The organism is Candidatus Sphingomonas colombiensis (genome assembly GCA_029202845.1).
GTDB lineage: Bacteria > Pseudomonadota > Alphaproteobacteria > Sphingomonadales > Sphingomonadaceae > Sphingomonas > Sphingomonas colombiensis.
In genome coordinates this window covers 2,187,338-2,203,735 of sequence record CP119315.1, presented here as the reverse complement: position 1 = coordinate 2,203,735, position 16,398 = coordinate 2,187,338, and the positions used below count along the sequence as shown (strand labels likewise).

Below are 16,398 nucleotides of genomic sequence, written 5' to 3'. Positions count from 1 at the left end.
TATATCGCCCGTGCTTTCTCTACATCGCCAGATGAAGAGGTCGCGGGGCCTGCCTCGCGGCGGCAACCACTCATGCGCGGAGCACCGATGGCGGATCTCGCCGTATTGACCGGATTGATCGCACCCGAGGCGCAAGCACTCGGCTTCGAACTCGTGCGCGTCCGCATGATGGGCCGGGGCGACGAACGCACGTTGCAGGTGATGGCGGAGCGCCCGGAGACGCGGCAGCTGACCATCGACGATTGCGCGGAGCTTTCACGCCGCATTTCCGATGTGCTCGACCGCGAAGACCCGATCGAGGATGCCTATCGGCTGGAGGTCTCCTCCCCCGGCATCGATCGCCCGCTGACCCGGCTCGGCGATTTCGCCGACTGGTCCGGCCATGAGGCGCGGATCGTGCTCAGCGCGCCGATCGACGGGCAGAAACAGTTCAAGGGCGAACTCGCCGGGCTCGAAGGCGAGACGATCGCGATCGTCCAGAAAAGCGGCGTCGTCGCGCATGTTCCCTTCGCCAGTGTGGTCGACGCCAAATTGGTGCTGACCGACAAGCTTATCCAGGCAACCGTCCCGCTCTCTGCCGAGGGTGCGGAAGAAGAAATCGAAGCAGAGGAAACCGAATAATGGCCACCGGCGTGACTGCTAACCGGGCTGAGCTGATCGCGATCGCGAATTCCGTCGCCAGCGAGAAGATGATCGACAAGGCGATCGTCATCGAGGCGATGGAAGACGCGATCCAGCGTGCCGCGCGCACCCGTTATGGCCAGGAAATGGACATTCGCGCCAAGCTCGATGCGAGCAACGGCGATCTGCGCCTGTGGCGCGTCGTCGAGGTGGTTGAGCTGGTCGACGATATCTACAAGCAGGTCGACCTGAAGGGCGCGCAGAAGCTTCAGGCCGGCGCTGTGGTGGGCGACTTCCTCGTCGATCCCCTGCCCCCGATCGAATTCGGCCGCATCCAGGCGCAGGCCGCGAAGCAGACCATCTTCCAGAAGGTGCGTGACGCGGAGCGCGAGCGCCAGTTCGAGGAATTCAAGGATCGCGCCGGCGAGATCATCACCGGCGTCGTCAAGCGCGTCGAATTCGGCCATGTCGTAGTCGATCTCGGCCGCGCCGAGGGCGTGATCCGCCGCGACGCGCAGATCCCGCGCGAAGTGGTGCGCGTCAACGATCGTATCCGCAGCCTGATCCTGAAGGTGGTGCGCGAAAATCGCGGGCCGCAGATCTTCCTTTCCCGCGCGCATCCCGATTTCATGAAGAAGCTGTTCGCGCAGGAAGTGCCGGAAATCTACGACGGCATCATCGAGATCAAGGCCGCCGCCCGCGATCCGGGCAGCCGCGCCAAGATCGGCGTGATCTCGCATGATTCGAGCATCGATCCGGTCGGCGCCTGCGTCGGCATGAAGGGCAGCCGCGTCCAGGCCGTCGTGCAGGAAATGCAGGGCGAGAAGATCGACATCATCCCCTGGTCGCCCGACACCGCGACCTTCGTCGTCAACGCGCTCCAGCCGGCGAACGTCAGCCGCGTGGTGATCGACGAGGAAGAAGATCGCATCGAAGTGGTGGTGCCCGACGATCAGCTTTCGCTGGCGATCGGCCGTCGCGGCCAGAACGTGCGACTCGCCTCGCAGCTCACCGCCAAGGCGATCGACATCCTGACCGAAACCGACGCGAGCGAGAAGCGTCAGCAGGAATTCGTCCGCAACTCCGAACTGTTCCAGAACGAACTGGACGTGGACGAGACGCTGGCCCAGCTGCTGGTCGCCGAAGGCTTCGGCGAGCTGGAGGAAGTCGCCTACGTCGAGCTGGACGAACTGGCGGGGATCGAAGGTTTCGACGAGGATCTCGCGCAGGAACTGCAGAGCCGCGCGCAGGAAGCGCTGGAGCGCCGCGAGGCCGCCGCACGCGACGAACGCCGCGCGCTGGGCGTCGAGGATGCGCTGGCCGAACTGCCTTATATGACCGAAGCGATGCTGGTCACGCTCGGCAAGGCCGGGATCAAGACGCTCGACGATCTGGCCGATCTCGCGACCGACGAACTGGTCGAGAAGAAGCGCCAGGAGCCGCGCCGCCGCAACGACGATGCACCGCGCAAGCCGGAGCATAAGGGCGGCGTGCTCGCCGAATATGCGCTGTCCGACGAGCAGGGCAATGAGATCATCATGGCCGCCCGCGCGCATTGGTTCGAGGATGAAGACGCCGCCGCCGGCAATGATGACGGCGAAGCGACGGAGGCCTCGGAAGCCTGATGCCGTTCGTCTCGATCCGATTGGCAGGCTCCGTGACCAAGGAGCAGAAGGCGGGGCTGGTGGCCGACGTCACCGCTTCGCTCGTCTCGCGGCTGGGCAAGAACCCGGCCGCGGTGCAGATCGTGATCGAGGAAGTGTCGACCGAAAACTACGCCAGCGCCGGCATCCTGATCGCCGATCGCGACGCCCCCGCCCGCCAGCCTGAGGGAGACGCTCATGCGGAACCCTCGCAATGAGAAACTAGCGGAGCCTACCCGGACCTGCATCCTCGGCCGCGAGCACGCGGCGCGCGACACGCTCGTGCGCCTCGCGCTCGGGCCGGATGGACGGGTGCTGCCCGATGTCCGCGCCAAGGCGCCGGGACGCGGCGCCTGGATCGGCGTCACGCAGGCGGAACTCGCCGCCGCGGCGGGGCCGAAGGGCAAGCTGCGCGGCGCGCTGGCGCGCGCGTTCAAGACCAGTGATTTCACGATTCCCGATGACCTGCCCGCGCTGATCGCCGCCGCGCTGGAGCGCAATGCGCTCGATCGGCTAGGGCTCGAATCGCGTGCGGGAACGCTGCTGACCGGCTCCGAACGGATCATCGCCGCCGCGCGCGGCGGGCAGCTTCACGCGCTCTATCACGCGGCAGACGCCGCGGCCGACGGTCGCGGAAAGCTCGCGCAGGCGTGGCGTGTCGGCTCGGATCGCGAGGGCAGCGACCTCAAGGGGCTGGCGCTTCCGCTCGAACGCCCCATATTGTCGATGGCGCTGGGCCGCGAGAACGTGGTACATATCGGCGTCACCGACCGCCTGGCGGCCGCGCGACTGGGCGAAGCGCTCGATCGCTGGCTGCACTTTATCGGCCCTGAACTGAACCCGGTGCCTTGCGAAACGGCCTCGCAAGGCGCATCGACGCCCGGACCTTCCGGGCAACCGGCCGTGACGACGCACGAGGAATTTGAGTGAGCGAGACCGACAACGACAAGCCGAAACTTGGCATGCGCGCGCCTTTGGGGCTGAAGCGCACGGTCGAGACCGGCAAGGTGAAGCAGAGCTTCAGCCACGGCCGTTCGAACACGGTGGTGGTCGAGGTGAAGCGCCGTCGCGTGCTCGGCCCCGGCGGCACCCCTGCCCCGGAACACACGCAGGAAGCTGCGCCGCCGGAAGTCTCCGCCCCCGTCCAGCAGGCGCCGGAGCCGCCGCGCCCCGTGTCGCGTCCGCCTGCCGGCGAAACGCCGCAGGAGCGTCAGGCTCGCATGCTGCGCGAGGCCGAGGATCAGCGGATGCACGCGCTGGAAGATCAGCGCCGTCGCGAGGAAGCGCAGCGTCAGCGCGCCGCCGAGGAAGAAGCGCGTCGCGTAGAGGAAAAGCGCGAAGCCGAGGCGAAGGCGGCCGCTCAGCCAGAGCCGGCGCCAGCGCCTGCCCCCGAACCGACGCCCGAGCCGGAAGCGCCCGAGGCAGTTGAGCCAGAGGTCGTCGCGCCTGCGGTCGTCGAGGCTGCGGCCCCCGCGCCCGCGCCTGCGGCCGTCGAAGCCAAGGCCGCCGAGCCGGCGGCTCCTGCCGCCGCCGCACCGCCGCCAGCGAAGAAGGTTGCGGCCGCCGCGCCGCCGCCTCCCCCGCCAGCGCCGCCGGTGATGTCGCTCGGGCTCGATCCGTCGATGCCCGCGCCGCGCCGCTTCTCGCCGGTCGTCCGGCCCGAGATTCCCAAGCCGAAGCCCAAGGCCGCCGAGCCGGCGAAGCCTGCCGCAACGGCAGCAGCCGCGCCCGCAGCGCCGGCCGCTTCGTCCGCCCCCGCCAGTGGCGGTGGTCAGCAGCGCAGCATGCCTTCGGGTCAGGCAACCCCGCGCAACGCTCCTCCGGCGCGTTCGCAGCAGCGCGATCGCAAGGGCGACGAGCGTCGCGGCGGCAAGCTGACGGTCAATCGCGCGCTGAGCGAAGAGGGCGCCCGCGCCCGCAGCCTCGCCGCGCTGAAGCGTGCGCGTGAAAAGGAGCGTCGTTCGCAATTCGGCGGCCCGCGCGAGCCGCAGGCCAAGCAGGTCCGTGACGTGCAGGTGCCGGAAGCGATCACCGTGCAGGAACTCGCCAATCGTATGGCGGAAAAGGGCGCGGACCTCGTGAAGGCCCTGTTCAAGATGGGCATGCCCGTCACCGTCAACCAGACGATCGATCAGGACACCGCCGAGCTGCTCGTCACCGAATTCGGCCACAATATCGTGCGCGTTTCGGATTCGGACATCGATATCCAGGGCGATGTCGCCCCCGATGACGAGGCCGATCTGAAGCCGCGTCCGCCGGTCGTGACGATCATGGGCCATGTCGATCACGGCAAGACCAGCCTGCTCGACGCGCTGCGCGGCACCGACGTGGTGCGCGGCGAAGCCGGTGGCATCACCCAGCATATCGGCGCCTATCAGGTAACGCTGAAGGACAAGTCGAAGATCACCTTCCTCGATACGCCGGGCCACGAAGCGTTCACCGCGATGCGCGCGCGTGGCGCCGACGTGACCGATATCGTCGTGCTGGTGGTCGCCGCCGACGACGGGCTGATGCCGCAGACGATCGAGGCGATCAATCACACCAAGGCGGCCGGCAAGCCGCTGATCGTGGCGATCAACAAGATCGACAAGCACGAAGCCAATGCCCAGCGCGTGCGCGAGCGCCTGCTGGAGCATGAAGTGGTGGTCGAGGAAATGGGCGGCGACGTGCAGAACGTCGAGGTTTCCGCGCTCAAGAAGATCGGGCTCGATGAACTGATCGAGAAGATCCAGATTCAGGCTGAGCTGCTCGAGCTCAAGGCCAATCCGGATCGCGCCGCGGAAGGCACCGTGATCGAGGCCAAGCTGGACAAGGGCCGCGGCCCTGTCGCCACCGTGCTCGTCACGCGCGGCACGCTGAAGGTCGGCGATGTGTTCGTCGTCGGCGCGGAAAGCGGCAAGGTCCGTGCGCTGGTCGACGACAAGGGCCGCCAGCTCAAGAAGGCGGAGCCGTCGATGCCGGTCGAGGTGCTGGGTATTTCCGGCACGCCGTCCGCAGGCGATCCGTTGCAGGTGGTGGAGAATGAAGCGCGTGCACGTGAAGTGGCGGAATATCGCCAGGGCGTGCTGACGCAGAAGCGCACCACCGCCGCGCCGGCCAGCCTGGAGAGCATGTTCTCCGCGCTGAAGGCCAATCAGGCGATCGAATATCCGCTCGTCGTGAAGGCCGATACGCAAGGCACAGTGGAAGCGATCGTCGCCAGCCTGAACAAGATTTCGACCGACGATATCAAGGTACGCATCCTGCATGCGGGCGTCGGCGGCATCACGGAAAGCGATGTGAACGTCGCGGCCGCATCCGGCGCGCCGATCATCGGCTTCCACGTCCGCCCCAATGCCAAGGCACGCGAGATCGCCGATCGGCATCGGGTGGCGTTCAAATATTACGACGTCATCTATGACCTGCTTGACGAGGTCCGCGCCGGCATGGCGGGCGAGCTTGGCCCGGAAGCATTCGAAACGGTCGTCGGCCGCGCCGAAATCCGCGAGGTCTTCTCGGCTGGCAAGCACGGCAAGGCCGCTGGTCTGCTGGTGGTCGAGGGTGTCATTCGCAAGGCGCTCAAGGCACGCATCACGCGCAACGACGTCATCATCTACAACGGCGAAATCGCGTCGCTGCGTCGCTTCAAGGATGATGTGGCGGAAGTGCGCGCGGGCCTGGAGTGCGGCGTGACGTTCACGCAGAACTTCACCGACATCAAGGCCGGGGATTACCTCGAAACCTTCGAGGTCGAGCTGCGCGAACGGACGCTCTAAGGTTCGGAACGGTCCACTTGCCGGCGCGGTTCGCCGCCCCGGCAAGTGGCCGTCCCCGTTGAAGGTCCAGCGATGCAAAAAGAACCGCAGGAAAAATCCGTCCGCACGCTCCGCGTCGGCGAACAGGTGCGTCACGTCCTGTCGGAGGTGTTGCAGCGTGGCGACGTGCATGACGACACGCTGGCGAGCCACCTCGTCTCGGTGACCGAAGTGCGCATGTCACCCGATCTGCGCCACGCCACCGTGTTCGTGAAACCGCTGCTCGGGCGTGACGAGGAGGCCGTGCTAAAGGCACTCCGGACGAACACCGCCTTTCTCCAGCGCGAGGTCGCGCGGCGCATCAACCTGAAATATGCCGCCAAGCTGAAGTTCCTCAGCGACGAAAGCTTCGACGAGGGCAGCCATATCGACGCGCTGCTACGTGCGCCCGGCGTCGCGCGGGATCTCGACTGAACACGCCGGAGGGCGCGGGCGATGGCAAAGCTGTATTTCTACTATGCCTCGATGAACGCGGGGAAATCGACCACGCTGCTGCAGGCCGATTTCAACTATCGCGAGCGCGGCATGGCGACGATGCTGTTCACCGCCGCGGTGGACGATCGCTTCGCGGCGGGCACGATCACCTCGCGGATCGGCCTTGCCGCCGCCGCGACGATGTTCGACCGCGCGACCGATATTGCCGCCATGGTGCTGGAGCGCCACGCCAGCGGGCCTATCGCCTGCGTGCTGGTCGACGAAGCGCAATTCCTGACCGCCGCACAGGTCGATCAGCTCGCCTGCGTGGCCGACGCGCATGATATTCCCGTACTGGCTTACGGCTTGCGCACCGATTTCCGTGGTGCGCTGTTCGAGGGATCGGCCCGGCTGCTGGCGCTGGCCGATGCGCTGATCGAGATCAAATCGGTCTGCGAATGCGGGCGCAAGGCGACGATGAACCTGCGCGTCGATGCAGACGGGCGCGCGGTGGCGGAGGGTCGCCAGACCGAGATCGGCGGCAACGATCGCTATGTCGCGCTATGTCGCCGCCACTTCACGGCCGCGCTGGCCGAGGCGAGCGGCTGACCTTTCGGTTCAGGCTCCCGATAGGCCGGGGACAATCTTCCACCCGCGCGCCTATTCATCCGCGGCGTTCATCCCTAGATCACGCGTCATGAACCCCGATAACGTCTTCTATGCCGCAGCGGTGTTGATCATCCCGCTCGTGATCGCGATCGTGTTTCACGAAGTGGCGCACGGGCTGATGGCGCGCGTGCTGGGCGACCCCACCGCGCATGAGCAGCGCCGGCTGAGCTTCAACCCACTGCGCCATGTCGACCCGATCGGCACGGTCGCGCTGCCACTGATCCTCGCCATCGCCAAGGCGCCGATATTCGGCTGGGCCAAGCCGGTGCCGGTGCGCGCGGAGCGGCTGCGCAACCCGCGCTGGGGGATGGTGGCGGTCGCGCTCGCCGGGCCGGCGATGAATCTGCTGCTGGCGGGCGTCGCGGCGGTGGCGATCGGTATCGTCGCAGGGCATGCGCTCGGCGAAGGCCAGCCACAAGGCGTGGCAGGGTTCGCGTGGGACAACCTGCGCAACTTCCTGATGATCAACATCTTCCTCGCGGTGTTCAACCTGCTGCCGATCCCGCCGTTCGACGGCGGCCACGTCGTGGAAGGCATCCTCCCCCGCCCCCTCGCCTGGCAGTGGGCGAAGCTGGGGCGGTTCGGCTTTCCGCTGTTGATCGTGCTGCTGGTGGTGGTGCCGATGGTGTTTCCGAGCGCCAGCATCGTCCAGCATATCGTGGGGCCGCCGGTGGAGACGCTGATGCGCGCCTATCTCAACCTCGCGGCGCTGTTCGCATGAACGGCTGGCTGATCCTCGACAAGCCGCTCGGGCTAGGATCGACGCAGGCGGTGAGCGCGGTCAAACGGGCGCTGCGCAGTGGCGGCTATGGCAAGGCCAAGGTGGGGCATGGCGGGACGCTCGATCCGCTGGCGACCGGGGTGCTGCCGATCGCATTGGGCGAGGCGACCAAGCTTGCCGGGCGGATGCTCGACAGCGAGAAGATCTACGATTTCACGATCCGCTTCGGCGAGGAGACCGACACGCTGGACAGCGAAGGCCCGGTGATCGCGACGAGCGAGGTTCGCCCGACGGGCGCCGCGCTGATCGAGGTGCTGGCGCGTTTCACCGGCCCGATCGCGCAGGTGCCCCCCGCCTATTCCGCGCTGAAGGTGGACGGCGCCCGCGCCTATGATCTCGCCCGCGCCGGCGAAGAGGTGGTGCTGAAAAGCCGCGACGTGACGATCCACGCGCTGACGCCCCATTCCGCGCCCGCCCCGGACACCGCGCTCGACGAGATAACGCTCACCGCGCATGTATCGAAGGGCACCTATATCCGCAGCCTCGCCCGCGATATCGCGCAAGCGCTTGGAACGGTGGGTCATGTCACCTATCTAAGGCGTATCAAGGCCGGCCCGTTCGACCTGTCGCACGCGATATCGCTGGACAAATTGGCCGAACTCGCTAATGGCCGCACGCTTGAACAACCTCTCCTGCCATTGAGGGCGGCGCTGGACGACATCCCGGCTCTCTCCCTCTCTCCCGACCAGGCAGGGGCGCTCCGTCAGGGGCGCGTTCTGGCCGGGATTGCTGTCGACGATGGCATGCATCTGGCACTGCTGGACGATGTGCCGGTGGCGCTGGTGGATGTGGCGGACCATGAGGTCCGCGTCGTTCGCGGCTTCAACCTGTGATATGATGTCGAAGGACTGAATTTAATGACGATTACCGCAGAGCGCCGTCAGGAAGTCATCAAGGAACATGCCCGCCAGGAAGGCGACACCGGCTCCCCCGAGGTGCAGGTCGCGATCCTTACGGAGCGTATCCGCAACCTGACCGAGCACTTCAAGGGCCACGCGAAGGACAATCACTCCCGCCGCGGCCTGCTGATGATGGTCAACCAGCGTCGTTCGCTGCTCGACTATCTCCGCAAAAAGGACGGGGCTCGCTACCTCGCCCTCATCGCGAAGCTCGGTCTTCGCAAGTAATTGGAAGGGCGCCCTCGCGGCGCCCTTCTCGTATTCGCCCCTTCCGCAATCCGGCGGACGGGCATGGGCGAAATCTCGCCCAACACCGCGCAGGCCGGACAGCCTGCACACCGGGTTTCCACGAAAGCAGTACTTTCGTGGGCGCCCCTCTAGGCCCCGGTCGCATAGGGCGGCCGGTCCAAAGGAAATAAAATGTTCGACACCCAAAAGGTAAGCATCGAGTGGGGCGGAAAGACCCTGACGCTCGAAACCGGCCGCGTTGCACGCCAGGCCGACGGCGCGGTGCTCGCGACGCTCGGCGAAACGGTCGTGCTGTGCGCCGTCACCGCTGCCAAGACGGTCAAGGAAGGGCAGGATTTCTTCCCCCTCACCGTCCATTATCAGGAAAAATTCTCCGCCGCCGGTCGTATTCCGGGCGGCTTCTTCAAGCGCGAGCGTGGAGCGAGCGAGCGTGAGACGCTGATCAGCCGCCTCACCGATCGCCCGATCCGCCCGCTGTTCCCGGAAGGCTTCTACAACGAAGTCAACGTGATCGCGCAGGTTCTGAGCTATGACGGCGAGAACGAGCCGGACGTTCTGGCGATGATCGCCGCCTCCGCCGCGCTCACGCTGTCGGGCGTGCCCTTCATGGGCCCGATCGGCGCCGCCCGCGTCGGTTACAAGGACGGCGAATATCAGCTGAACCCGACCGACGCCGAAATCGCCGAGGGCGAACTGGATCTGGTCGTCGCCGCCACGCACAACGCGGTGATGATGGTCGAATCCGAAGCCAAGGAGCTGTCGGAAGAGATCATGCTCGGCGCGGTGATGTTCGCGCACAACGCGTCGCAGCAGGTGATCAACGCGATCATCGACCTGGCCGAGAAGGCCGCGAAGGAGCCGTGGGAGCTGAAGGTCGCCGACGATACGTCGAAGGTGAAGGCCGAGCTGAAGAAGCTGGTCGGCAAGGACATCGACGCCGCCTATAAGCTGGTCGACAAGTCGGCCCGCTCGAACGCGCTCAACGCGGCGCGCGCGAAGGCGAAGGCGGCGATGGCCGAGCGCACCCCGCAGGAGCAGATGGCCGCGCAGAAGCTGGTCAAGAAGCTCGAAGCGGAAATCGTCCGTGGCGCGATCCTGAAGACCGGCCGCCGCATCGACGGCCGCGACACCAAGACCGTCCGCCCGATCGCGGCCGAGGTCCACTTCCTGCCGCGTGCGCATGGCTCGGCGCTGTTCACGCGCGGCGAGACGCAGACCATCGCCACCACCACACTCGGCACGCGTGACGCGGAGCAGATGATCGACGGCCTGAACGGCCTGTCGTATCAGCACTTCATGCTGCACTATAACTTCCCGCCGTATTCGGTCGGTGAAGTTGGTCGTTTCGGGGCGCCCAGCCGCCGCGACATCGGCCACGGCAAGCTCGCCTGGCGCGCGCTACACGCAGTGCTTCCGTCGAAGGAAGAGTTCCCGTACACGATCCGCGTCACCAGCGACATCACGGAGAGCAACGGCTCGTCCTCGATGGCGACGGTCTGCGGCGGCAGCCTCGCGCTGATGGATGCCGGCGTGCCGATCAAGCGCCCGGTTTCCGGCATCGCGATGGGCCTGATCCTCGAAGGCAAGAACTTCGCGGTGCTCAGCGACATTCTGGGCGACGAGGATCACCTCGGCGACATGGATTTCAAGGTGGCCGGCACCAGCGAAGGCATCACCTCGCTCCAGATGGACATCAAGATCGCCGGTATCACCGAGGAGATCATGAAGGTCGCGCTGGCGCAGGCGCATGAAGGCCGCGCGCACATCCTGGGCGAAATGAACAAGGCGCTGGGCGAAACCCGCACCGAGCTTTCCGCCCATGCGCCGCGCATCGAGACGATGCAGATCGACAAGTCGAAGATCCGCGACGTGATCGGCACCGGCGGCAAGGTGATCCGCGAGATCGTCGCCACCACCGGCGCGAAGGTCGACATCGACGATGAGGGCGTGATCAAGATCAGCTCCTCGGATGGCGCGCAGATCGAAGCGGCGATGAACTGGATCAAGGGCATCGTCGAGGAAGCCGAAGTCGGCAAGATCTACAACGGCAAGGTCGTCAACCTCGTCGATTTCGGTGCGTTCGTGAATTTCATGGGCGGCAAGGACGGCCTCGTCCACGTCTCCGAAATCAAGAACGAGCGCGTCGAGAAGGTCTCCGACGTCCTGAGCGAAGGCCAGGAAGTCAAGGTCAAGGTGCTTGAGATCGATCCGCGCGGCAAGGTTCGCCTGTCGATGCGCGTCGTCGATCAGGAAACCGGCGCCGAGCTGGAAGACACCCGCCCGGCACGCGAACCGCGCGCTGATCGCGGTGATCGCGGCCCGCGTCGCGACGGCGGCGATCGTGGTGGTGATCGCGGCGGCCGTGGTGGCGATCGCGGTGGTGACCGTGGTGGCGATCGTGGCCCGCGCCGTGATCGCGGCCCGCGTCGTGAGCGCAGCGAAGGCGGCAAGGACGACGGCCCCGCGCCCGAGTTCGCCCCTGCCTTCCTGACCGGCGACCGCGACTGATCGCATCGCCGCTCAAGGCAAAATGAAGAAGGCCCCGGCAGCGATTGCCGGGGCCTTTTTTCTTTGCCCGTGCCCTGCCCTCTTCCGGCGCGACGTGGCGGTTTCCACCAATTCACCGCCCGCGCGCCGCTGTGATATTTTCACGTGCACTCTCCCAACCCGGAGACCGAGCAACCACAGGAGAGGATCATGTCCGCGGCGATCGACGAAGCGAAGCTGCACGCCTTTGTAGGGAAGATGCTGGGCGATCTGGGCGGCGCGATGAGCGTGCCCACCGTTCGACTGGGCTTTCGGCTGGGGCTGTTCAAAGCCCTTTCGTCCGCCCCCGCCAACGCGGCCGAACTCGCGCGCAGAGCAGGCGGCCTGCACGAGCGCTACGTCCGCGAATGGGCGCTGGCGCAGGCGGCCAATGGCTATATCGACTTTGATCCGGCCGAGGATGAATTCAGCCTGTCGCCCGAACAGGCGATGGTTTTCGAGAACAGCGACAGCCCGGTCTATCTGGCCGGCGCGTTCGAGCTGGTCGCCGCGATGATCGAGGCCGAGCCGAGGGTCGAGGAATGTTTCCGCAACGGCACCGGCGTGCGCTGGGGCGATCATGCCGGATGCCTGTTCTGCGCGACCGGCGCGTTTTTCCGGCCCGGCTATGTCAACAATATCGTTCAGTCATGGATTCCGGCACTCGACGGCGCGGAGGCGAAGCTGCGGGCCGGCGCGAAAGTGGCGGACGTCGGGTGCGGCGTCGGCTTTTCCACGCTGCTGATGGCGCAGGCTTATCCCGAAAGCGCGTTCATCGGTTATGATTTCCACGAACCTTCGATCGAGGAAGCGCGTCGCCACGCCGCGAAACACGGGCTGAGCGAGCGGGTTCGCTTCGAAACCTCCACCGCGAAGGAGATTGCCGAACGCGATTTCGATCTCGTCACCATGTTCGATTGCCTGCACGATATGGGCGATCCGCGCGGGTGCGCCGCGCATATGCGTCGCATCCTGGCACCCGGCGGACGCTGGATGATCGTCGAGCCGATCGCCGGCGACCAACCGGAGCAGAACCTCAATCCGGTCGGCCGCCTCTATTACAACGCGTCGACGATGATCTGCGTGCCGACTTCGCTCGATCAGGAAGTGGGTGAAGGGCTTGGTGCGCAGGCCGGCGAGGCAAGGCTCTCCGGGATCGTTCGCGAGGGTGGGTTCAGCAAGGTCCGCCGCGCGACGGAGGGGCCGTTCAACATGGTTTTGGAGGCGAGCTGACGCGCGTTTCGCCGCGCCCGATCGGTCCACGCTGAATTTGGCAAAGCGCGGGGAGCCGCCCTTTTTGACACCTCCCCGCCCCAGCTCAGTCCCTGAAGCTCGGATCGATCCGGTCGAGCTTCCTGAGCAGCGCCGGCCACGCCAGCCGCTCGGCCAGCATTCCCATGCCCTTTGGATTGGACTGACGTGCCACCTTGTCCTCCACGCCCTGCGGCGGATTGTTGAGATTATCCTTGCCGGCCGACAGCATCAGCACCTGCGCCTCGCACGCGCGCTCCAGGAAATAGAGCCGCAGGAAGCACGCGCCGACGCTCTCCCCCACCGTCAGCGTGCCGTGGTTGCGCAGGATCATCGCGTGCTTGTCGCCAATGTCGGCGACCAGCCGTTCGCGCTCATCGAGATCGGTCGCGATGCCCTCATAGTCGTGATAAGCGACATCGTGCCCCGCGATCATCGAGGTCTGGGTATGTGGCAACAGCCCGAATTCCATCGCCGACACCGCCTGCCCGTGCGGCGTATGCAGGTGCATCACGGCATGCGCATCCTCGCGCGCCATGTGGATCGCGGAGTGGATCGTAAAGCCGGCGGGATTGACCGGGTGCGTCGTCGCGCCGACGGGATTGCCTTCCACATCGATCTTGACGAGGCTGGAGGCGGTGATCTCCTCGAACATCATGTCATAGGGGTTGATGAGGAAATGATGTTCCGGCCCCGGCACGCGCGCCGACAGATGCGTGAAGATCAGATCGTCCCAGCCGTAATAGGCAACGAGCCGATAGGCCGCCGCGAGATCGACCCGCGCCTCCCATTCACCGGGGGCGTAATGCGGTTTGGTGTCCACGGTCGCCAGCGTGGCCATGAGTCGCTCTCCTGTTTTGATTTGCAACTGTTGTATCCCCAATCCGTTGCTATCTCTACTGTCGTTGCCCCACCCCCTTGTGTGGTAAAAATACAACATTACATCCCTGCCATCTCAAGGGGAGCATCATGAACCTCGAAAAATTCACTGACCGCGCCAAGGGTTTCCTCCAGTCGGCGCAGACCGTTGCGATCCGCATGAACCATCAGCAGATCACGCCCGAGCATTTGCTCAAGGCGCTGCTGGAGGACGAGCAGGGCATGGCCGCCGGGCTGATCCAGTCAGCCGGTGGGGACGCGCGGCGCGCAGCGAGCGAGACTGATCTTGCGCTGTCCAAGATTCCCGCCGTGTCCGGCTCCGGCGCGCAGACCAGCCCCGGCCTCAACAATGATGCGGTGCGCGTGCTCGATTCCGCCGAGCAGATCGCGCAGAAATCCGGCGACTCCTATGTCACGGTCGAGCGGCTGCTCGTCGCGCTGGCGCTGGCGCTCAACACGCCCGCCGGAAAGGCGCTGAAAGCCGCCGGTGTCACGCCGGAAGGATTGAACAGCGCGATCAACCAGCTGCGCGGCGGCCGCACCGCGGATACCGCATCGGCCGAGGATCGCTATGACGCCCTCAAGAAGTTCGCGCGCGATCTGACGCAGGCGGCGCGCGACGGCAAGCTCGATCCGGTGATCGGCCGCGACGAGGAAATCCGTCGCACGATCCAGATCCTCGCGCGTCGCACCAAGAACAACCCTGCCCTGATCGGCGAGCCCGGCGTCGGCAAGACCGCGATCGCCGAGGGGCTCGCGCTGCGCATCGCCAATGGCGACGTGCCGGATACGCTCAAGGGCCGCACGCTGATGGCGCTCGACATGGGCGCGCTGATCGCGGGGGCGAAATATCGCGGCGAGTTCGAGGAACGGCTGAAGGGCGTGCTCGACGAGGTGAAGGCCGCCGAGGGCGACATCGTGTTGTTCATCGACGAGATGCACCAGCTGATCGGCGCCGGAAAATCGGAAGGCGCGATGGACGCGGGCAATCTGCTCAAGCCCGCGCTGGCGCGTGGCGAACTGCATTGCGTGGGTGCGACGACGCTCGACGAATATCGCAAATATGTCGAGAAAGATCCGGCGTTGCAACGCCGCTTCCAGCCTGTGTTCGTCGGCGAGCCGACCGTGGAGGATACGATCTCGATCCTGCGCGGGCTGAAGGATCGTTACGAACTGCATCACGGTGTTCGCATCACCGATGGCGCGATCGTGGCGGCGGCGACGCTCAGTAACCGTTACATCACCGATCGCTTCCTGCCCGACAAGGCGATCGACCTGATGGACGAGGCTGCCAGCCGCATCCGCATGGAGGTGGAGAGCAAGCCGGAAGAGATCGAGACGCTCGATCGCCGCATCATCCAGCTCAAGATCGAGCGCGAGGCGCTGAAGAAGGAAAGCGACGCGGCGTCGAAGGACCGGCTCGCCAACCTCGAAAGCGAACTCGCCAATCTCGAGCAGCAATCGGCCGAACTGACCCAACGCTGGCAGGCGGAGAAGGACAAGATCGGCGCGGAGGCGAAGCTGAAGGAACAGCTCGACGCCGCACGCACCGCGCTGGAACAGGCGCAGCGCGACGGCGATCTCGCACGCGCGGGCGAGCTGTCTTACGGCACGATCCCGCAGCTCCAGAAACAGGTCGAGGCGGCGCAGGGCGCGGCCAAGGGCGCAATGCTGCGAGAGGAAGTCACCGCCGACGATATCGCCAGTGTCGTCAGCCGCTGGACCGGCGTGCCCGTCGATCGGATGCTGGAGGGCGAGCGCGAGAAGCTGCTCAAGATGGAGGAGGTGATCGGCAAACGCGTGATCGGTCAGGCCGATGCCGTGCGCGCCGTTTCCACCGCCGTCCGTCGCGCGCGCGCCGGGCTACAGGATCCCAACCGGCCGCTCGGCTCGTTCCTGTTCCTAGGCCCGACGGGCGTGGGCAAGACGGAGCTGACCAAGGCGCTCGCCGAATTCCTGTTCGATGATCCCAATGCGATGGTGCGCATCGACATGAGCGAATTCATGGAGAAGCACGCCGTATCGCGGCTGATCGGCGCGCCTCCCGGCTATGTCGGTTATGAGGAAGGCGGCGTGCTGACCGAGGCGGTACGGCGCCGGCCATATCAGGTCGTGCTGTTCGACGAGGTGGAGAAAGCACATGGCGACGTGTTCAACGTGTTGTTGCAGGTGCTCGACGACGGGCGGCTGACCGATGGTCAGGGCCGCACGGTCGATTTCTCGAACACGCTGATCATCCTCACCTCGAACCTCGGCAGCCAGTTCCTCGCCAATCTCGGCGAGGGCGAGGATGTCGAAACGGTCGAACCGCAGGTGATGGACGTGGTCCGCGCGCATTTCCGCCCGGAATTCCTCAACCGGCTGGACGAGATCATTTTGTTCCACCGGCTGGGCCAGGCGCACATGGGGCCGATCGTCGATATCCAGATCGCGCGCGTGCAGAAGCTGTTGGCGGACCGCAAGGTGACGCTGGCGCTGACGGACGCGGCGCGCGCGTGGCTCGGCCGCGTGGGCTATGATCCCGTCTATGGCGCCCGCCCGCTGAAACGCGCGGTGCAACGCTATCTGCAGGATCCGCTTGCCGAGATGATCCTGCGCGGCGACGTGAAGGACGGCGCGACGGTCAATGTCGATGAAGGGGATGGCAAACTGGCGTTGGCGGTGGGCTGACG

14 protein-coding genes are annotated in these 16,398 nt (G+C 65.8%); 13 read left to right on the top strand and 1 reads right to left on the bottom strand.

All coding sequences use genetic code 11. From position 1 onward, the window contains the following. The first annotated feature begins 87 nt into the window (after nt 1-87). The 12 genes from rimP (at nt 88) to P0Y64_10570 (ending at nt 12,829) form a co-directional block, all read left to right on the top strand. Nucleotides 88-621: a ribosome maturation protein RimP gene (rimP, locus tag P0Y64_10625; protein ID WEK41863.1), complete on the top strand. Its 534-nt coding sequence runs from the start codon at nt 88-90 to the stop codon at nt 619-621. Further along, complete coding sequence (gene nusA, locus P0Y64_10620; protein WEK41862.1) at nt 621-2,246, top strand: transcription termination factor NusA; 1,626 nt, start codon at nt 621-623, stop codon at nt 2,244-2,246. Before rimP ends, nusA begins: the two co-directional genes overlap by 1 nt. Next, complete coding sequence (locus P0Y64_10615) at nt 2,246-2,482, top strand: 4-oxalocrotonate tautomerase family protein (GenBank protein ID WEK41861.1); 237 nt, start codon at nt 2,246-2,248, stop codon at nt 2,480-2,482. Before nusA ends, P0Y64_10615 begins: the two co-directional genes overlap by 1 nt. After that, complete coding sequence (locus P0Y64_10610; GenBank protein WEK41860.1) at nt 2,463-3,194, top strand: DUF448 domain-containing protein; 732 nt, start codon at nt 2,463-2,465, stop codon at nt 3,192-3,194. Before P0Y64_10615 ends, P0Y64_10610 begins: the two co-directional genes overlap by 20 nt. After that, complete coding sequence (gene infB / locus P0Y64_10605) at nt 3,191-6,019, top strand: translation initiation factor IF-2 (GenBank protein ID WEK41859.1); 2,829 nt, start codon at nt 3,191-3,193, stop codon at nt 6,017-6,019. Before P0Y64_10610 ends, infB begins: the two co-directional genes overlap by 4 nt. A 72-nt stretch (nt 6,020-6,091) precedes the next feature. Then, nucleotides 6,092-6,472, top strand: coding sequence for a 30S ribosome-binding factor RbfA (rbfA, locus tag P0Y64_10600; protein ID WEK41858.1), 381 nt, complete (start codon nt 6,092-6,094; stop codon nt 6,470-6,472). 21 nt (nt 6,473-6,493) lie between these two features. Beyond that, the gene (locus P0Y64_10595) at nt 6,494-7,081 is read left to right on the top strand and encodes a thymidine kinase (GenBank protein ID WEK41857.1); all 588 of its coding nucleotides are present in this window, start codon (nt 6,494-6,496) and stop codon (nt 7,079-7,081) included. An 88-nt stretch (nt 7,082-7,169) separates the two neighbouring features. After that, nucleotides 7,170-7,862 (top strand): site-2 protease family protein, encoded by a 693-nt coding sequence (locus P0Y64_10590; GenBank protein ID WEK41856.1) that lies wholly within the window; start codon nt 7,170-7,172, stop codon nt 7,860-7,862. Then, a complete protein-coding gene (gene truB, locus P0Y64_10585; GenBank protein ID WEK41855.1) occupies nt 7,859-8,755 on the top strand; it encodes a tRNA pseudouridine(55) synthase TruB in 897 nt (298 codons plus the stop codon). Before P0Y64_10590 ends, truB begins: the two co-directional genes overlap by 4 nt. Before the next feature lie 24 nt (nt 8,756-8,779). Further along, nucleotides 8,780-9,049: a 30S ribosomal protein S15 gene (gene rpsO / locus P0Y64_10580; GenBank protein ID WEK41854.1), complete on the top strand. Its 270-nt coding sequence runs from the start codon at nt 8,780-8,782 to the stop codon at nt 9,047-9,049. 192 nt (nt 9,050-9,241) lie between these two features. After that, the gene (gene pnp / locus P0Y64_10575) at nt 9,242-11,578 is read left to right on the top strand and encodes a polyribonucleotide nucleotidyltransferase (protein ID WEK41853.1); all 2,337 of its coding nucleotides are present in this window, start codon (nt 9,242-9,244) and stop codon (nt 11,576-11,578) included. Between the two features lie 189 nt (nt 11,579-11,767). Next, nucleotides 11,768-12,829 carry a class I SAM-dependent methyltransferase gene (locus P0Y64_10570; protein ID WEK41852.1) on the top strand — a complete coding sequence of 354 codons (1,062 nt, stop codon included), beginning with the start codon at nt 11,768-11,770 and terminating at the stop codon, nt 12,827-12,829. Between the two features lie 85 nt (nt 12,830-12,914). Here P0Y64_10570 and P0Y64_10565 read toward each other — a convergent pair whose 3' ends face one another. Continuing rightward, nucleotides 12,915-13,688 (bottom strand): class II aldolase/adducin family protein, encoded by a 774-nt coding sequence (locus tag P0Y64_10565; GenBank protein ID WEK41851.1) that lies wholly within the window; start codon nt 13,686-13,688, stop codon nt 12,915-12,917. Nucleotides 13,689-13,816: 128 nt separating this feature from the next. Between P0Y64_10565 and clpB the strand changes: the two genes are divergently transcribed. After that, nucleotides 13,817-16,396, top strand: a complete 2,580-nt coding sequence (gene clpB, locus P0Y64_10560; protein ID WEK41850.1) for an ATP-dependent chaperone ClpB — start codon at nt 13,817-13,819, stop codon at nt 16,394-16,396. Nucleotides 16,397-16,398: the final 2 nt, after the last annotated feature.